This window comes from Thioalkalivibrio sp. ALE31, assembly GCF_000377405.1.
GTDB lineage: Bacteria > Pseudomonadota > Gammaproteobacteria > Ectothiorhodospirales > Ectothiorhodospiraceae > Thioalkalivibrio.
The window spans coordinates 402,965-417,964 of sequence record NZ_KB905021.1; the positions used below are offsets into that span (position 1 = coordinate 402,965).

Below are 15,000 nucleotides of genomic sequence, written 5' to 3' on the forward strand. Positions count from 1 at the left end.
CCCGTATGGAGCCCCTTGCGGAAGGGTGCTCGGGCCGGGAGAAGGCGCTGGATGTCTGAGCGCAGCCGAAGGCGTAGCGAGTTCAGCGCCGCCGGCCCGAGGGCCCTGGAGCAAGGTTCCCGGGCGGAATCCGGGTGCCCTTCTTTGGGCACTTTCTTGGGCAAGCAAGAAAGTGCCTCGGGGCGCGCTGGCGAGTCAGCGCCAGGCAGTATGTGGACCGGAGGCACGTAAACACTGGATGCCGAACCGGGACCAGCCACAGCAGGGAGGGCGGCCCGACGAAGCCCCATAAACACCAGATAACGGGCCAGGAAGTGTTTAGAAGTGCGTGGCGAAGCCCGCGCGTTAGCGCAGGAGCATCAGGATGCCGGCGAGGATCAGGACGCCGGCGAAGCCGCGGCGGAGGATGGCGACGGGCAGGTGATGCGTGAGCCAGACACCTGCACGTACGCTGATGGCTGTGCCGATCACCACGCCGAGGATGGCCGGCAGATAGAGATAGCCCAGCGCCCACTCCGGCGCCTGGTAGGTTGGATCGGTCCACTGCGGCAGGGCGAACACCAGGCTCGCGCCGATGGAGATCGGCACGCCGAGGGCCGCGGCGGAGCCGATCGCCCGGCGCAGTTCCAGCCCCTGGCTGACCAGGAACGGGGTGGTCAGCGTGCCGCCGCCGATGCCGATCAGCGCGGAGACGGCCCCGATTACGGTGCCGCCGCCCAGCCAGACGCTGCGCCTCGGCACGGGCGCTTTCGGCGGCTGAACGTTGAGCAGCATCCAGATTCCGATCGCGACCTCGAAGGCGCCGAAGGTGCGCCCCAGATGGTCGGAGTCGATGCGCGTGGCCAGCCAGGCCCCGAGCAGGGCCCCGACGATGATCCCCGGCAGCAGGCGCCGCACGGCCGTGCCGTCTACTCCGCCGCGGCGGTGGTGGGCGCGGGCGGAGAGGATCGCGGTGGGGATGATCGCGCCCAGCGAGGAGCCGACCGCGAGCTGCACCAGGTTGGCCGAGTCGAAGGCCAGCAGGCTGAAGATGGCGACAAATACCGGCACCAGGATCAGCCCGCCGCCGATGCCGAACATCCCGGCCGGGATGCCGGCGACCAGCCCCAGAAGCACAAATAGCAGCCCCAGCGCCAACGGTGACTGGATGAGCGTGTCGATCATTCGTGCGTGGTGCCGGGTCGTGAGTCAGGACACAGTGGGCCGGCAAGCCGCTGGGGTTGCCGGCCCACTGTTCAGGGGGGAGGAAGCGCGCTCAGAGCGCCTTGAAGCACTTGCGGGCGGCCTCGATGGTGGCATCGAGGTCCGCGTCCGAGTGGGCGTTGGACATGAAGCCGGCCTCGAAGGCACTGGGGGCCAGGTAGATGCCCTCGCCCAGCATCGCGTGGAAGAAGCGGCCGAAGGCGGCGGTGTCGCAGGCGGTGGCCCCGGCGAAGTCGGTGACCTTCTGGTCCGAGAAGAACAGGCCGAACATGCCCGGCACCTGGTTGGTGGTCAGGGCGACCCCGGCCTCGCGTGCGGCGTCCTCGAAACCCGCGACGACCTTCTTCGTGCGCTGCTCCAGTTCGTCGTGGAAGCCCGGACGGGACAGGATTTCCAGGGTCTTGAGCCCGGCGGTCATCGCGATCGGGTTCCCGGACAGGGTGCCGGCCTGATAGACCGGGCCCAGCGGCGAGAGGTGTTCCATGATCGCGCGCTTGCCGCCGAAGGCCCCCACCGGCATGCCGCCGCCGATAATCTTGCCCAGCGTGGTCAGGTCCGGGGTGACGCCGAGATAGCCCTGGGCGCAGTTCTTCGAGACGCGGAAGCCGGTCATCACCTCGTCGAAGATCAGTACCGCGCCGTGCTGGTCGCAGACCTCGCGCAGGGTCTCGAGAAAGACCGGTTCCGGCGGGATGCAGTTCATGTTGCCCGCAATCGGCTCGACGATGATGCAGGCGACCTCGTCGCCCTTCTCGGCAAAGAAGGCGCGCACGCCGTCGGCGTCGTTGTAGGTAAGGGTGCTGGTCAGGGCGGCCAGCTCCTTCGGCACGCCGGGGGAGCTCGGCTGGCCGAGGGTCAGGGCGCCGGAGCCGGCCTTCACCAGCAGCGAGTCGCCATGGCCGTGGTAGTTGCCCTCGAACTTCACGATGCGGTCGCGCCCGGTGTAGCCGCGCGCCAGCCGGATCGCGCTCATCGTGGCCTCGGAGCCCGAGTTGGTCATGCGTACCAGGTCCATCGACGGCACCAGTTCGCAGACCTTCGCGGCCATGTCGTTCTCCAGCCGGGTCGGGCAGCCGAAGGACAGGCCGTTGTTGCAGGCCTCGCGCACCGCCTCGATCACCTCGGGGTGGGCGTGGCCGGCGACCATCGGGCCCCAGGAGCCGATGTAGTCGATATAGCGCTGGCCATCGGCGTCCCACATGTAGGCGCCGTTGGCGCGGTCCATGAAGATCGGGGTGCCGCCCACGCCCTTGAACGCGCGGACCGGGGAGTTCACGCCCCCGGGGATGTGCTGCTTGGCGGCCTCGAACAGACGCTCGGTTTCCTGCATGACGGTGTCCCTGTAGTTCAATGGAATCGGTAGGCCCGGCAACCATAGCGGCGGCCGCCGGGCGGTGCAAAGTGGTCAGTCGAACAGTGTGCTGATGCGCCGGGCGGCGGCCTCCGGGTCAGGCGCGGCGCTGATGCCCTGGATCACGGCGACCAGGTCTGCTCCAGCCGCGACCACTTCCGCCGCGTTGTCCGTGGTGATGCCGCCGATGCCACAGATCGGGAGGTCCAGGGCCGCGCGCGCCTGGCGGATCAGCTCCGGCCCGGCGAAGGCGGCCTCTGGCTTGGTCGGGGAGGCGAACATGGTGCCGAAGGCGACATAGCTCGCACCGGCCCGGGCGGCAGCTTCGGCGCGTGCCAGTTCGTTGTAGCAGGAGACCCCGATGACTGCGTCCGGCCCCAGGAGCGTGCGGGCCGCGGTCGGGTCCGGATCGTCGCGGCCCAGATGCACGCCATCGGCCTGAATACGCGCGGCCAGCTCGGTGTCGTCGTTGATGATGCAGCGCGCACCGTGCGTGTGGGCAAGGGCGACCAGCTCGCGGGCGATCGCCTCGCGCGCGTCGCCCGCGAGTTGCTTGTCGCGGAACTGGATCAGGCTGGCGCCGCCGCGCAGCGCGGCTGTGGCATGGGCGAGGTGGGTCGCGCGCGGGTCCGCGCCCTCCGGTACCGCAGGGGTGATGAAGTAAAGCCCGCGCAGGGGCGCTCGGCTGTCAGTCGTCATGCGGGCACAGGCGGTTGGGGATGTGCTGGCCGTGACCGGGGGCGTAGCCACGGGCGATGGCATCGTTCATGAAGGCCTGGGCCTCGATTACGGCTGGCTCGATATCGCGGCCACGGGCGAGGAAGGCGGCGATCGCCGCGGCCAGGGTGCAGCCGGAGCCGTGGAAGCCGGCCGGGTGGCGTGGCAGCTCGAACGGGCGCACGTGGTCGTCCTCGCGGTAGAGGCGATTGATGATCGGGTCTTGTTCGGTGCCCTCGTGCCCGCCGGTGACCAGCACGTTGCGCGCGCCCAGTTGGCGCAGCTGGTGGCCCCACTGCGCGGGGTCCTCGCTGCGGGCCAGGCGCGCGGCCTCCGGGCCGTTCGGGGTGATCAGCGTGGCCCGCGGCAGCAGGGCCTCGCGCGTGGCGTCGACCACCGCCTCGGTGGCCAGCGCCCCGCCACCGCCGGCGACCATCACGGGGTCCAGTACCACCGGGATGTGCGGATGAGCGCCGAGCAGCGCAGAGACGACGGTCACGTTCTCCACCGAGCCCAGCATGCCGATCTTGATCGCCGCGACCTCGAGATCGGCGAGCGTGACCTCGATCTGGCCGCGCAGCTGCTCCGGCGGGAGCACGGTGAAGTCCACCACGTTGCGGGTGTCCTGCACGGTGATCGCGGTCACCGCCGTGGCCCCGTGTACGCCGAGGCGGGTGAAGGTGGTCAGGTCGGCCTGCAGACCCGCGCCGCCACCGGGGTCGGAGCCGGCAATGGTCAGCGCGATCGGGGGATGATTCATGAATGGGGGCTCCCGTGCTAAGGTTGCGCGCGCCCCGGCACCCCCGGGGCGTTCCTGTTCCGAATCCCGGGAGTGTACGCAGCATGAGCCACGAGTTCGAAGTCGAGACTATCCGTCCCCTGGTCGCCGCCGCCAAGGCCGGCGGTACGCTGAATGCGGAGGTCGACCAGGCCCTGGCCGCGCTGGAGCAGGAGATCAACCGGATCGCCGCCGAGCTGCAGGTGGAGCACGTGGGTCCCGGGGTGGGCATGGCGGACATGAATGCCCAGCATGTCTATCGCCTGGTGATCCGCCAGCACGAGATCGACGTGACGCGGCATGAGTGGAGCCTGTGGGTCTGCGATGCGCTCGACAACTGCGACTTCCGCGCGACCTGGCCGGTCACCGGCGCCGGGCGTCTGCGCCGCAAGCAGGTGACGGCCGTGGTGCCGGAGCTGGTGACGGGCTACCGCGATGCGGTCGTGGCCGCCGGCAAGGGGGATACCCCGGCTGGCCAGCGCCTGGCGCAGATCGCGGCGGTCTTTGAGTAACGCAGATCGCTCTGCGCGCCAGGCGGCGTCAGCACTGTAAAGGTCAAGGGCGGTTGCACCACGAAGCGCACGAAGACACGAAGAAAGGGCGCAGGGCGTTTGCACCACAGAGTGCACCGAGGCCACGACGAAGATTGAGCGTTTTCGCTGGGGGCTGGCGGCTGGTGGTTTCTGGGGGTGTGTGCAGGTAACGTGGCCGAGGGCGCGGCTTGTACCCTTCGCTCGGTCCAATCAATTCGATCCGTCGAGCCTTCCTTTGATTTTCTTCGTTTCTTCGTTTCTTCGCGTGCTTCGTGGTGAAATCAGCTCACCGTGCCAAGGGCACGAAGCGTCTGGTAGCGCCTTAAGCTGCGCTGTCGGGGTCGCGCAGCGAGATGACCGGCCAGCCCTTGTTGCGGGCATGTTCCGCGAGGGTGGGGTCCGGGTCCACGGCCACCGGGCGGCCGACCTGCTCCAGTAGGGGGATGTCGTTGCGTGAGTCGCTGTAGAAGCTGGCCTGCGTGATGGTGCCCTCGGGGTCCGGGTGATCGGCGAGGTGCTGACGCAGGCGCTCGATCTTGCCTTCCTGAAAGCAGGGCACGCCCGTCAGTTCACCGGTGAACTCCCCGTCCTCGCGTTCTTCCGCCAGGGTGGCGATCAGGTGATCCACGCCGAGGATGTCGGCAATCGGCTGGGTCACGAACTGGTTGGTCGCAGTGATGATCACCAGTTCGTCGCCGGCCACCCGGTGCCTTTCCAGCAGGTGCTGGGCCCCGGGGGCGATCATCGGGCGGATCAGCGTTTCGATGAACTCCTCCCGCCATGCCTCCAGTTGCGCGCGCGGGTGCTCGGCCAGCGGGCTGAACGCGAAGCGGCAGAACTCGTGGATATCGAGCACGCCCGCGACATACTCCTGGTAGAAGCGGTCATTGGTCTCGGCGTGGCAGGTCGGGTGCACGGCGCCTACCTCGGCCAGGAACTGGTTCCAGGCGTGATCGCTGTCGCCGGCAAGAAGGGTGTTGTCGAGGTCGAACAGGGCCAGGGCCATGAGGTGATTCTCGGGTTGGCATGGGTCGGGCGAAAGTGTACCGGCGGGCGTGGCAGCCTGCAGCCTCGCATCCCCTGTCGGGCCGGCACCGGAGGCCGGGTAGGGGCTTTGCCGCCAGGGCGTCGGCTGTGGAACAATGCCAGTAATAGAAAAGCGTCTGGCTGATGCAAGTGATTGATTGTGACGGGTATCGCGCAAACGTAGGCATCATCCTGTGCAACGCGGAAAGACAGCTGTTCTGGGGCAAGCGGGTCGGTCAGGAGGCCTGGCAATTCCCCCAGGGGGGCGTGCACGCGGAAGAAACGCCGGAAGAGGCGATGTACCGCGAGTTGCGCGAGGAGACCGGCCTGTTCCCCCGGCACGTCGAGGTGCTGGGCGCTACCCGCCATTGGCTGCGCTATCGCCTGCCGGAGCGCATGGTCCGGCGTCATCAGCGCCCGGTCTGTATCGGCCAGAAGCAGCGCTGGTTCCTGTTGCGCATGGTCGGAGACGAGAACGACGTGGTGCTGGATGCGATGGAAACCCCGGAATTCGATGACTGGCGCTGGATCGACTACTGGCGCCCGGCGCGCGAGGTCGTGCACTTCAAGCGCCAGGTCTACCGCCGGGCGCTGTGTGAACTGGTGCCGCTGATGTTCCCCGAGCTGGATCAGGGGCGCGCCCGCGGTTCCGATAGCCGCACCCCGGAACCCTCGCTGAACCGCCCGTCGGTGTCGTCGCGTTGACGGTCCCGAAGCAGCCCTCGATGCTCGAGGTCCTGCGCCGCGTGGTGCAGGAGGTCAATGGTGCGGCCGATTTCTTCGAAGCACTGCACATCATCGTCACGCGGGTGAAGGCGGCGCTGGAGATCGATGTCTGCTCGATTTACCTGAAGTCGCCACAGTCCGGGCGCCTGGTGCTGATGGCCTCGGAAGGTCTGCGTTCGGAATCGGTGGGGCAGGTCGAGATGGACCCGTCGGAAGGCCTGGTCGGTCTGGTCGCCTCGCGCGCCGAGCCGGTCAACCTCGACAGCGCCCAGGATCACCCGCGCTTTCGCTACTTCCCGGAGACCGGCGAGGAGCACTTCCTCGCGTTCCTGGGCGTGCCGATCATCCATCAGCGCAGCCTGCTGGGCGTGCTGGTGGTGCAGCAGCACCAGGCGCGCAAGTTCGATGACGAACACGTCTCCTTCCTGATCACCCTGGCCGCGCAGCTGGCCGGGGCGATCGCCTACGCCGAGTTCAACGACGAGATCTCCTCCGAGACCCCGCTGATCGGTCATGTGAACGTCGAGGCCACCGGCATCGCCGGCTCGCCCGGCGTAGCCATCGGGCGCGCCGTGGTGGCCTACCGGCTGGCCGATCTCGATTCCATCCCGGATCGCGAGAGTGCCGGGGTGGACGGCGAGCTGGAGCACTTCAAGCAGGCGGTCGCGGAGACGCGCACCGAGATCGAGGACCTGAAGCAGCGTATGGGCGAGGCCCTGGGCCCGGACGAGCAGGTGCTGTTCGATGCCTACCTGATGCTGCTGGGGTCCGACTCGCTGGTGCACAAGACCGAGGCGCGCATCCGCAACGGCCAGTGGGCGCCCGCCGCGCTGCGCGACACGGTGCGCGAGAGCGTGCGGGTGTTCGAGGACATGGAGGACCCGTACCTGCGTGAGCGCGCGGCCGACGTGCGGGACCTCGGTCGGCGCGTGCTGTCGCATCTGCTGCCGGCGGATCGCAGCCAGGACGAGTTTCCCGAGGGCGGCATCCTGGTCGGGGACGACCTGACCGCGTCACACCTGGCGGAGGTGCCGATCGAACGGCTGGGGGCGATGGTCTCGGCCAAGGGGACCGGTTCCTCGCATATCGCGATCCTCGCGCGCGCGCTGAACATCCCGGCGGTCATGGGGGTGTCCGAGCTCCCGGTGGGCCGCCTGGAGGGGCGCGAGATCCTGGTCGACGGCTATCGCGGCCGGCTGTTCGTGAACCCCAACGCCGAGCTGCGCGCGGAGTTCGAGCGTCTGGTGCGCGAGGAGCGCGAGCTGGCGGAGGACCTGCGCGCGCTGGCCAAGGACCCGGCCGAGACCCGCGACGGGGTCGCCGTACCGGTGCTGGCGAATTCCGGGCTGCTGGCGGATATCAAGCCGTCGCTGGAGTCCGGGGCCGAGGGGGTGGGGCTGTACCGCACCGAGGTCCCGTTCATGATCCGCGACCGCTTCCCCGGCGAGGAGGAGCAGGTCCAGCTGTACGAGCAGGTGCTCGCCTCCTTCGATCCCATGCCGGTGACCCTGCGGACCCTGGATATCGGCGGCGACAAGGCCCTGCCGTACTTCCCGGTCAAGGAGGACAATCCGTTCCTCGGCTGGCGCGGCATCCGCATCTCGCTGGACCACCCGGAGATCTTCCTGACCCAGCTGCGGGCGATGCTCAAGGCGAGCCGGTCGCACGACAACCTGCAGATCCTGTTCCCGATGATCTCGGCGCTGGACGAGCTGAAGGGGTCGATGAGCCTGCTCAACCGGGCGCGCGAGGAACTGCTGGACGAGGGCTTCCGCATCCCGATGCCGCGGGTCGGCGTGATGGTGGAGGTGCCGGCGGCGGTCTACATGTCGGAGATGCTCGCCCGGCGGGTGGATTTTCTTTCGGTGGGCACCAACGATCTGGTCCAGTACCTGCTGGCGGTGGATCGCAACAACGCCCGCGTGGCGCACCTCTACGACACCCTGCACCCGGCCTGCATCCACGCGCTGGAGACGATCACCGAGGGCTCGCACCGGGCCGGCAAGCCGGTCAGCGTGTGCGGGGAGATGGCGGCTGACCCGGCCGCGGTGATCCTGCTGCTGGGGATGGGGATCGACAGCCTGAGTGTCAGCGTGTCCTCGATCCCGCGGGTGAAATGGGTCATCCGCAGCTTCTCCACCGACCGCGCCGAGGCGCTGCTGGCGCAATGCCGGCTGCTGGAAAACGCCGATCAGATCCGCTCGCTGCTCAATAACGCCCTGGTCCAGGCGGGGCTGGGCGGTCTGGTGCGCGCCGGCAAGACCTGACGCCGGGAGTCCGTGTTCCGGCGCCCGCGGTTGTCCGGGGGACCCGCTATCCGTTGCGACTGGCTCGCCACAGCGCGATCAGCGCGCTCAGCAGGAAGATCCCGAGCACCACCCCGATGGCGATCAGGGCGTCGGGGATCGAGCGGTTGATCACCAGCACCACCGCGCCCACCAGGATGGGAACCGGCACCTCGTTGAACCAGCGATACCAGGTGTGATCGCGACGGTTCAGGTCGTCGCGGAAGTCGCGCACGATCTTGCCGCACCAGACGTGATAGGCGACCAGGATTGCGATCAGGGTCAGCTTGAAGTGCATCCACGGCTCGGCCAGATAGAACGAGCGATCCACCAGCATGGCCACGCCGAAGGCAATGGTGATCAGGGCGCCGGGGGTCATGATCCCGTAGAACAGCTTGCGCTCCATGATCTTGAAGCGCTCGTGGCCCAGGGCGTCCTCGGTCATCGCGTGATAGACGAACAGGCGGGGCAGATAGAACAGCCCGGCGAACCAGGTGACCATGAAGATCACGTGCAGGCTTAGGAACCAGTTGTACGCTTGCATGGAGGTCCTTCTCGTCGGGCGGTGCCGGGCTTACGAGAGCCAGCGTTCCAGGTGGCGTTCGATCTGTTCGAAGTCCGGGTCGCCCAGCTTCTGATAGACGATGCGGCCATTCGGCGAGATCAGGAAGGTGGTCGGCGTCAGGCGTACGCCGCCGTAGGCCTGGGAAAAGGCATCGTCGCTGTCGTGGATGACCTTGTAGGGCATCCCGCGATCCTCGCGCATGGCCTCCACGCGGTTGATCGGGTCGTAGGACAGCGCGACCGCCAGCAGCTCGAATCCCTTGTCCGCGTAGGTCTCGTGCAGGTGGATCAGTTCCGGGATCTCGCGAATGCAGGAGGGACAGTTGGTGGCCCAGAACGAGATCATCACCGGCCGCCCCTCGTAGTCCTCCAGCGACACCTGTTCGCCATCCAGTGTGGTGGCGGCGAAGGCGGGCGCCGGGCGCATGCCGTCGTCGGTCAGCCAGATGGTCGCGGCAATGGCGACCAGCGCGATGATGAAGATGCCTCCGAAGATGGCCTTGCGGTCGATCCTGACTTTGCTCATGAGGTGTGATCCGTTGATCGAATAGCCTGCAAATGTGGACTGGCAGGGCGGGCGTGCGTTCCGTGGCCCCGGCCAAGGCGGTATCATGCCGCAGCATGACGAATGCAACCAACAGCAAACCCATCCGCATCGGGGTTGTCGGTGCCACCGGCTATACCGGTGTGGAATTGCTGCGCCTGCTGGCGCGGCACCCGGCGGCCGATCTGCAGGTGGTGACCTCGCGGGGCGAGGCGGGCACGCCCGTGGCCGAACTGTTCCCGAGCCTGCGTGGCGCGGTCGACGCGGTGTTTCAGGCGCCGGATGAGGCTACCCTGGGCGAGTGCGACGTGGTCTTTTTCGCGACCCCGCACGGGGTGGCCCACGCGCTGGCCGCGCCCCTGCTGGAGCGGGGCACGCGCATCATCGATCTGTCGGCGGATTTCCGCATCCGCGATCCCGATCTGTGGGCGCAGTGGTACGGGCAGGCCCATGGCGCGCCCGAGTATCTGGGCGAGGCCGTGTACGGCCTGCCGGAGCTGAACCGGACGCTCATCCGCGATGCCCGCCTGATCGCGGTGCCGGGCTGTTATCCGACGGCCGTGACGCTTGCGGTTCTGCCCCTGCTGGAGGCCGGCCTGATCGATCCGGCGGACGTGATCGCGGATGCCAAGAGCGGTGTCAGCGGGGCTGGGCGCAAGGCGCAGATCGGCGGGCTGTTCGCCGAGGTGCAGGAGGACTTTCGTGCCTACGCCAGCGGCGGGCACCGGCACTGGCCGGAGATCCATCAGACGCTGAGCGGGGTGGCCGGGCAGTCCGTGGGGCTGATCTTCCAGCCGCATCTGGTGCCCATGACGCGCGGGATTCACGCGACCCTCTATCTGCGCCCGCTGGCGGCGGATGCGGACTGGCAGGCCTGTTTCGAGCAGCGCTACCGCGACGAGCCGTTTGTCGACGTGCTGTCGCCCGGGGCCCATCCGCAGACCTCCAGTGTGCGCGGCACCAATGTCTGTCGGGTGGCGCTGGCGCAGCCGCCGCATTCCGGTCGGCTGATGGTGCTTTCGGTGATTGACAACCTGGTGAAGGGCGCGGCCGGGCAGGCCGTGCAGAACATGAACCTGATGTTTGGCCAGCCGGAAACCGCAGGCCTGGACGCGCTGCCGGTCTTCCCCTGATGCCGGGTCTGGCCGTATGAGTATTCCGGTGCCGCGTCTGCCCCGGCGGCCGCGGATCCCGGCTCGGCGGCGGGCGTCCGGACGGCGCCGCGGAACGTGGTGGGCCGGCCTGCTGACAATCGCGCTGGTCCTGGCTGCGGTCGCCGGGGGACTGGGCTGGCTGGCCAGCGAGCGAGACGACGGGACGGCGGGTGTGGAACCGCAGGCAGGGATCGACGCCCTGCGGGCGGACCTGGAGCGGGAGGTCGCCGCGCGCCAGAGCGCCGAGGAGGCGCTGCGCCGCGCCGAGCAGCACCTGGCGATCAAGGAGGCCGAGCTGGCGGCCTATGCCGGTGATATCGAGCGCCAGGAGACGGAGCTGCAGGCGTTGCGCGACGAACTGGCGTTTTATCAGCGTCTCGCGGAAGGCTCGGGCGAGGACGGTCTGGGCATCCGGGCCCTCCGGCTGCAGCCGACCGGGCAGGCCGGGGTGTTCGATGTCAGCTTTCAGCTTTACCGTCCGGGGCTGGGCCGCTCGGTGGATCTGCGCTGGTCGCTGGAGGTGGACGGCCTCGCGGCGGACGCGGAAGAGCCGGGCACCCTGGATGCCGAGGCGCTGGGGCTGGATTCCGGGCGTACGCTGGAAGAGCTGCGGTTGCTGCGGCATCAGCGCGTCCGGATCCGGCTGCCGGAGGGCTTCGAGCCGCAGCACCTGACGTTGCGCGCGAGCGCCGAAGATGACGAGGAACTGGATCCGGTTTCCGAACGGGCCGACTGGGATCGCCTGCTGGAGGGCATGCAATGATGGGACGCAAGAAGGGCCGCCGGGCGGGTAAGGTGGACACGCTGGTTGGGCGCAATACGGTGATCCATGGCGATGTCGAGTTCGGGGGCGGGTTGCACATCGAGGGTCGCGTGATCGGCGATATCCGGGCCACCACCGATCCTTCCGCCGTTCTGGTGGTGGCGGACGGGGGCGTGGTCGAGGGCCATATCGCGGTCCCGCACCTGCTGATGAACGGAGAGGTGCAGGGCGATGTCCATGTTGGCGAGCATGTGGAACTCGGCGAGACGGCCCGTCTGGTGGGCAATCTCTACTACACCATGCTGCAGATGGCGGAAGGCGCGCAGATCGACGGCCTGCTCAAGCGGGTGGATCACCCGCTCCAGGGTGAACTGGAGGGGCCCGGCGAGACCCAGGCCCTGACCAATCCCACGGAAGGTGGGCATTCTTGACTCTGGGGCTCAGTCTTCCGTAGCGTGAATGAAAATGATTATTACAGGAGGCCCCGAATGTCCGAGCCCATGACGTCCGAAGCGGAGATGGACATCGAAATCCCCAGCCCGCTGATCTTTACCGATGCCGCGGCCACCAAGGTGAAGGGGCTGATCGAGGAAGAAAACAACGACAACCTGAAGCTGCGCGTATTCGTCAGCGGCGGCGGTTGCTCCGGCTTCCAGTACGGCTTCACCTTTGACGAAACCGTGGGTGATGGCGACACCGTGGTCGAGAATGGCGGGGTGACCCTGCTGATCGATCCGATGAGCTTCCAGTATCTGGCCGGCGCCGAGATCGACTACACCGAGGGCCTGGAGGGCGCGCAGTTCGTCATCCGCAACCCGAACGCCACCACGACCTGCGGCTGCGGCTCCAGCTTCTCGGTCTGAAGCCGACCGCAAGCGACTCAGGCGAAGGCCCGATCCGGTGGATCGGGCCTTTTTTGTTACCGCCCCTGGTCCGCGGGGTCGGTGGGGCGGGCGTGGCCGGGGATGATGCAGCCGAGTACCCGCGGCCCACGTGCACCGGTTACCTCGGGAAGATTGCCGGGCTCCCCCGCAAGGGTGCGGGCCGCCAGCCACGCAAATGCGGCGCCTTCCACCTGTTGCGGAGGGATGCCATGGCGTTCGGTGGACTCCACGCGGGTATCGGGCAGAGCCTGCGCCAGGCGCTGCATCAGGTAGCGGTTGTGCGCGCCGCCGCCACACACCAGCAGGCGGGCGGGCGGCTGCGGATCCAGATGCGTCAGGGCGCGGCGTACGCCTTCCACCGTCAGTTCGGCCAGGGTGGCCTGGAGGTCCTCGGGCCGGAGCTGGTCGAGGCGGTCACCCGCGACATGGCGCAGCCACGCGGGGGAAAAGTACTCGGGTCCCGTGCTCTTGGGCGGGGGGCGCCGGAAGAACGGGTCCTCCAGCAGTCGGGCCAGTAGCTCGGGGTCGGGTGTTCCGCTGCGTGCCCAGTCACCATCCCGGTCGAACGGGGTCGAGTGGTGGCGCCGGTTCCAGTCGTCCATCAGGGTATTGGCGGGTCCGCAGTCGAAGCCGATCACGGGTGCCCCGGGTGGCAGCCAGGTGACGTTGGCGATGCCTCCGAGGTTCAGCACCGCGCGCGTCTCGTCCGGTGCGCCGAACTGCATCGCATGAAAGCCGCAGGCCAGCGGGGCACCCTCGCCCCCGGCGGCGATGTCGCGCGGGCGAAACTGGGCCACGGTGTCGATCCCTGTGGCCTCCGCAATACGGAACGGATCTCCGATCTGCCAGGTGAAGGGCGGTTCGGCGTCCGGGGCGTGGTGAACGGTCTGTCCGTGACTGCCGATCGCGCGAATAGCGCCGGGTGCCAGGCCGGTCTGCTCGAGCAGGGTCTGGACCGCGCGGGCGAACAGCATCCCCAGACGTGCGTCCAGCATCCCGAGGTGCCGGTATTGCAGGGCCTCGCTGGTGGCGGCGGTCGCCAGTTCCAGGGCCAGATCGTCGGGGTAGTCCAGCTGGCAGTGATCCACGACGGTGACGGCCCCGTCCTCGCGGATCTCGGTGAGGACGGCGTCCACGCCGTCCCGGCTGGTGCCGGACATCAATCCGATAAAGCGTTGGGTCATGCGCGTGTTCCTCAGGCCGTGTTGGCCCCATTCTGGACCACGGCCGTGTTTCGCGTCTGTCCGGGCCTCGCGGTATCCTTGCGCGCGTCCGGCCCGCCCGGCCGGTTCTCCGATCTCGAACAAGGGGCGACATGGAACTCGAAGACCAGCTGGCCGTGATCCGTCGCGGCGCCGATGAAATCCTGCTCGAGGACGACCTCGTCGAGCGTCTCAAGACGGGCCGCCCCTTGCGGATCAAGGCGGGATTCGACCCCACCGCCCCGGACTTGCACCTGGGCCATACGGTGCTGATCAACAAGCTGCGCCAGCTGCAGGATCTGGGGCACCATATCCTGTTCCTGATCGGCGATTTCACCGGCCGCATTGGCGATCCCTCGGGCAAGAACGCCACGCGCCCGCCGCTGTCCAGCGAGGATATCGAGCGCAATGCCGCGACCTATCGCGAGCAGGTGTTCCGCATCCTCGATCCCGAGCGTACGGAGGTCGTATTCAATTCCACCTGGATGGAACCGCTGGGCGCCGCAGGCATGGTCCAGCTTGCCTCGCGCCAGACCGTGGCGCGCATGCTCGAGCGCGACGACTTCCACAAGCGCTACACCGAACACCAGCCGATCGCGATCCACGAGTTCCTGTACCCCCTCATCCAGGGCTACGACTCCGTGGCGTTGAAGGCGGACATGGAGCTCGGGGGGACTGACCAGAAGTTCAATCTCCTGGTGGGCCGCGAACTGCAGAAGCAGGAAGGGCAGCCACCCCAGGTCATCCTCACCATGCCGATCCTGGAGGGACTCGACGGCGTCCAGAAGATGAGCAAGTCCCTGAACAACTATATCGGCGTCCAGGATTCTCCTGACGACATGTTCGGCAAGCTGATGTCGATCTCCGATGACCTGATGTGGCGTTATTTCGAGCTGCTCAGTCTGCGGCCCATGCATGACATCCGCGAGGCTCGGCGTGCGGCCAGCACCGGGGAGCGCAACCCGCGTGACATCAAATTCGAGCTCGGCCGCGAACTGGTCGATCGCTTCCACGGCCCGGGGCGTGGCGAACAGGCCCAGGCTCGCTTCGTCGAGCGCTTCCAGAAGCAGATCGTCCCGGAGGATCTTCCACAGGTCACCGTCGCGGTCCCGCCCGAAGGCATGCTCCTGCCTAATGTCCTCAAGGGGGCGGGGCTGGTTGCCTCCACCTCCGAGGGGCGAAACATGCTCCGGCAGGGCGCAGTCCGCATCGATGGCGAACGCGTGGAGGACGCCGGACGTAGCCTGGAGCCGGGCCAGACTCTGGTGAT

The 15,000-nt window shown here is 67.9% G+C and carries 16 protein-coding genes (1 of these 16 running past the window's edge); 8 read left to right on the top strand and 8 right to left on the bottom strand.

What is annotated here, in order from left to right; all coding sequences use genetic code 11:
* Nucleotides 1–345: 345 nt before the first annotated feature.
* From D103_RS0105345 to thiD, 4 genes are all read right to left on the bottom strand, one after another.
* A complete protein-coding gene (locus D103_RS0105345) occupies nucleotides 346–1,164 on the bottom strand; it encodes a sulfite exporter TauE/SafE family protein (RefSeq protein ID WP_018876055.1) in 819 nt (272 codons plus the stop codon).
* A gap of 91 nt (nucleotides 1,165–1,255) precedes the next feature.
* Nucleotides 1,256–2,533 (bottom strand): glutamate-1-semialdehyde 2,1-aminomutase, encoded by a 1,278-nt coding sequence (gene hemL, locus D103_RS0105350; RefSeq protein ID WP_018876056.1) that lies wholly within the window; start codon nucleotides 2,531–2,533, stop codon nucleotides 1,256–1,258.
* Nucleotides 2,534–2,608: 75 nt separating this feature from the next.
* Nucleotides 2,609–3,253, bottom strand: a complete 645-nt coding sequence (thiE, locus tag D103_RS0105355; protein WP_018876057.1) for a thiamine phosphate synthase — start codon at nucleotides 3,251–3,253, stop codon at nucleotides 2,609–2,611.
* Nucleotides 3,243–4,031, bottom strand: coding sequence for a bifunctional hydroxymethylpyrimidine kinase/phosphomethylpyrimidine kinase (gene thiD / locus D103_RS0105360; protein WP_018876058.1), 789 nt, complete (start codon nucleotides 4,029–4,031; stop codon nucleotides 3,243–3,245). The genes thiE and thiD overlap by 11 nt, the downstream gene beginning before the upstream one ends.
* Before the next feature lie 83 nt (nucleotides 4,032–4,114).
* Between thiD and D103_RS0105365 the strand changes: the two genes are divergently transcribed.
* Nucleotides 4,115–4,561: a hypothetical protein gene (locus D103_RS0105365; RefSeq protein ID WP_018876059.1), complete on the top strand. Its 447-nt coding sequence runs from the start codon at nucleotides 4,115–4,117 to the stop codon at nucleotides 4,559–4,561.
* 343 nt (nucleotides 4,562–4,904) lie between these two features.
* Here the strand turns inward: D103_RS0105365 and D103_RS0105370 are convergent, their stop codons facing one another.
* Nucleotides 4,905–5,588, bottom strand: a complete 684-nt coding sequence (locus tag D103_RS0105370) for an HAD family phosphatase (protein ID WP_018876060.1) — start codon at nucleotides 5,586–5,588, stop codon at nucleotides 4,905–4,907.
* Between the two features lie 164 nt (nucleotides 5,589–5,752).
* Here D103_RS0105370 and D103_RS0105375 point away from each other — a divergent pair, with 164 nt between their 5' ends.
* Both D103_RS0105375 and ptsP read left to right on the top strand, forming a co-directional pair.
* Nucleotides 5,753–6,313: an RNA pyrophosphohydrolase gene (locus D103_RS0105375; protein WP_018865822.1), complete on the top strand. Its 561-nt coding sequence runs from the start codon at nucleotides 5,753–5,755 to the stop codon at nucleotides 6,311–6,313.
* 20 nt (nucleotides 6,314–6,333) lie between these two features.
* Nucleotides 6,334–8,601, top strand: coding sequence for a phosphoenolpyruvate--protein phosphotransferase (gene ptsP / locus D103_RS0105380; protein WP_018876061.1), 2,268 nt, complete (start codon nucleotides 6,334–6,336; stop codon nucleotides 8,599–8,601).
* Between the two features lie 46 nt (nucleotides 8,602–8,647).
* On the opposite strand, the gene D103_RS0105385 is transcribed toward ptsP, so the two are convergent.
* Both D103_RS0105385 and D103_RS0105390 read right to left on the bottom strand, forming a co-directional pair.
* Nucleotides 8,648–9,163, bottom strand: coding sequence for a CopD family protein (locus D103_RS0105385; RefSeq protein WP_018876062.1), 516 nt, complete (start codon nucleotides 9,161–9,163; stop codon nucleotides 8,648–8,650).
* Between the two features lie 30 nt (nucleotides 9,164–9,193).
* Nucleotides 9,194–9,709 (bottom strand): peroxiredoxin, encoded by a 516-nt coding sequence (locus tag D103_RS0105390; RefSeq protein ID WP_018865819.1) that lies wholly within the window; start codon nucleotides 9,707–9,709, stop codon nucleotides 9,194–9,196.
* Between the two features lie 95 nt (nucleotides 9,710–9,804).
* On the opposite strand from D103_RS0105390, the gene argC reads away from it, so the two are divergent.
* From argC to erpA, 4 genes are read left to right on the top strand one after another with little or no spacing between them, the layout of a single operon-like run.
* Nucleotides 9,805–10,860, top strand: coding sequence for an N-acetyl-gamma-glutamyl-phosphate reductase (gene argC, locus D103_RS0105395; RefSeq protein WP_018876063.1), 1,056 nt, complete (start codon nucleotides 9,805–9,807; stop codon nucleotides 10,858–10,860).
* A 28-nt stretch (nucleotides 10,861–10,888) separates the two neighbouring features.
* A complete protein-coding gene (locus tag D103_RS0105400) occupies nucleotides 10,889–11,644 on the top strand; it encodes a DUF6776 family protein (protein WP_026280276.1) in 756 nt (251 codons plus the stop codon).
* Nucleotides 11,641–12,075, top strand: a complete 435-nt coding sequence (locus tag D103_RS0105405; RefSeq protein ID WP_018876065.1) for a polymer-forming cytoskeletal protein — start codon at nucleotides 11,641–11,643, stop codon at nucleotides 12,073–12,075. Before D103_RS0105400 ends, D103_RS0105405 begins: the two co-directional genes overlap by 4 nt.
* Nucleotides 12,076–12,132: 57 nt before the next feature.
* Nucleotides 12,133–12,507: an iron-sulfur cluster insertion protein ErpA gene (gene erpA / locus D103_RS0105410; RefSeq protein WP_018865815.1), complete on the top strand. Its 375-nt coding sequence runs from the start codon at nucleotides 12,133–12,135 to the stop codon at nucleotides 12,505–12,507.
* A 56-nt stretch (nucleotides 12,508–12,563) separates the two neighbouring features.
* Here erpA and D103_RS0105415 read toward each other — a convergent pair whose 3' ends face one another.
* Entirely contained in the window at nucleotides 12,564–13,712 is a 1,149-nt protein-coding gene (locus tag D103_RS0105415; protein ID WP_018876066.1) for an anhydro-N-acetylmuramic acid kinase, read from the bottom strand.
* 131 nt (nucleotides 13,713–13,843) lie between these two features.
* Between D103_RS0105415 and tyrS the strand changes: the two genes are divergently transcribed.
* Nucleotides 13,844–15,000, top strand: the 5' portion of a protein-coding gene (gene tyrS, locus D103_RS0105420; RefSeq protein ID WP_018876067.1) for a tyrosine--tRNA ligase. Its footprint extends 58 nt past the window's final position; 1,157 of the gene's 1,215 nt are visible here — the first part of the coding sequence; the start codon lies at nucleotides 13,844–13,846; its stop codon lies beyond the right edge, outside the window.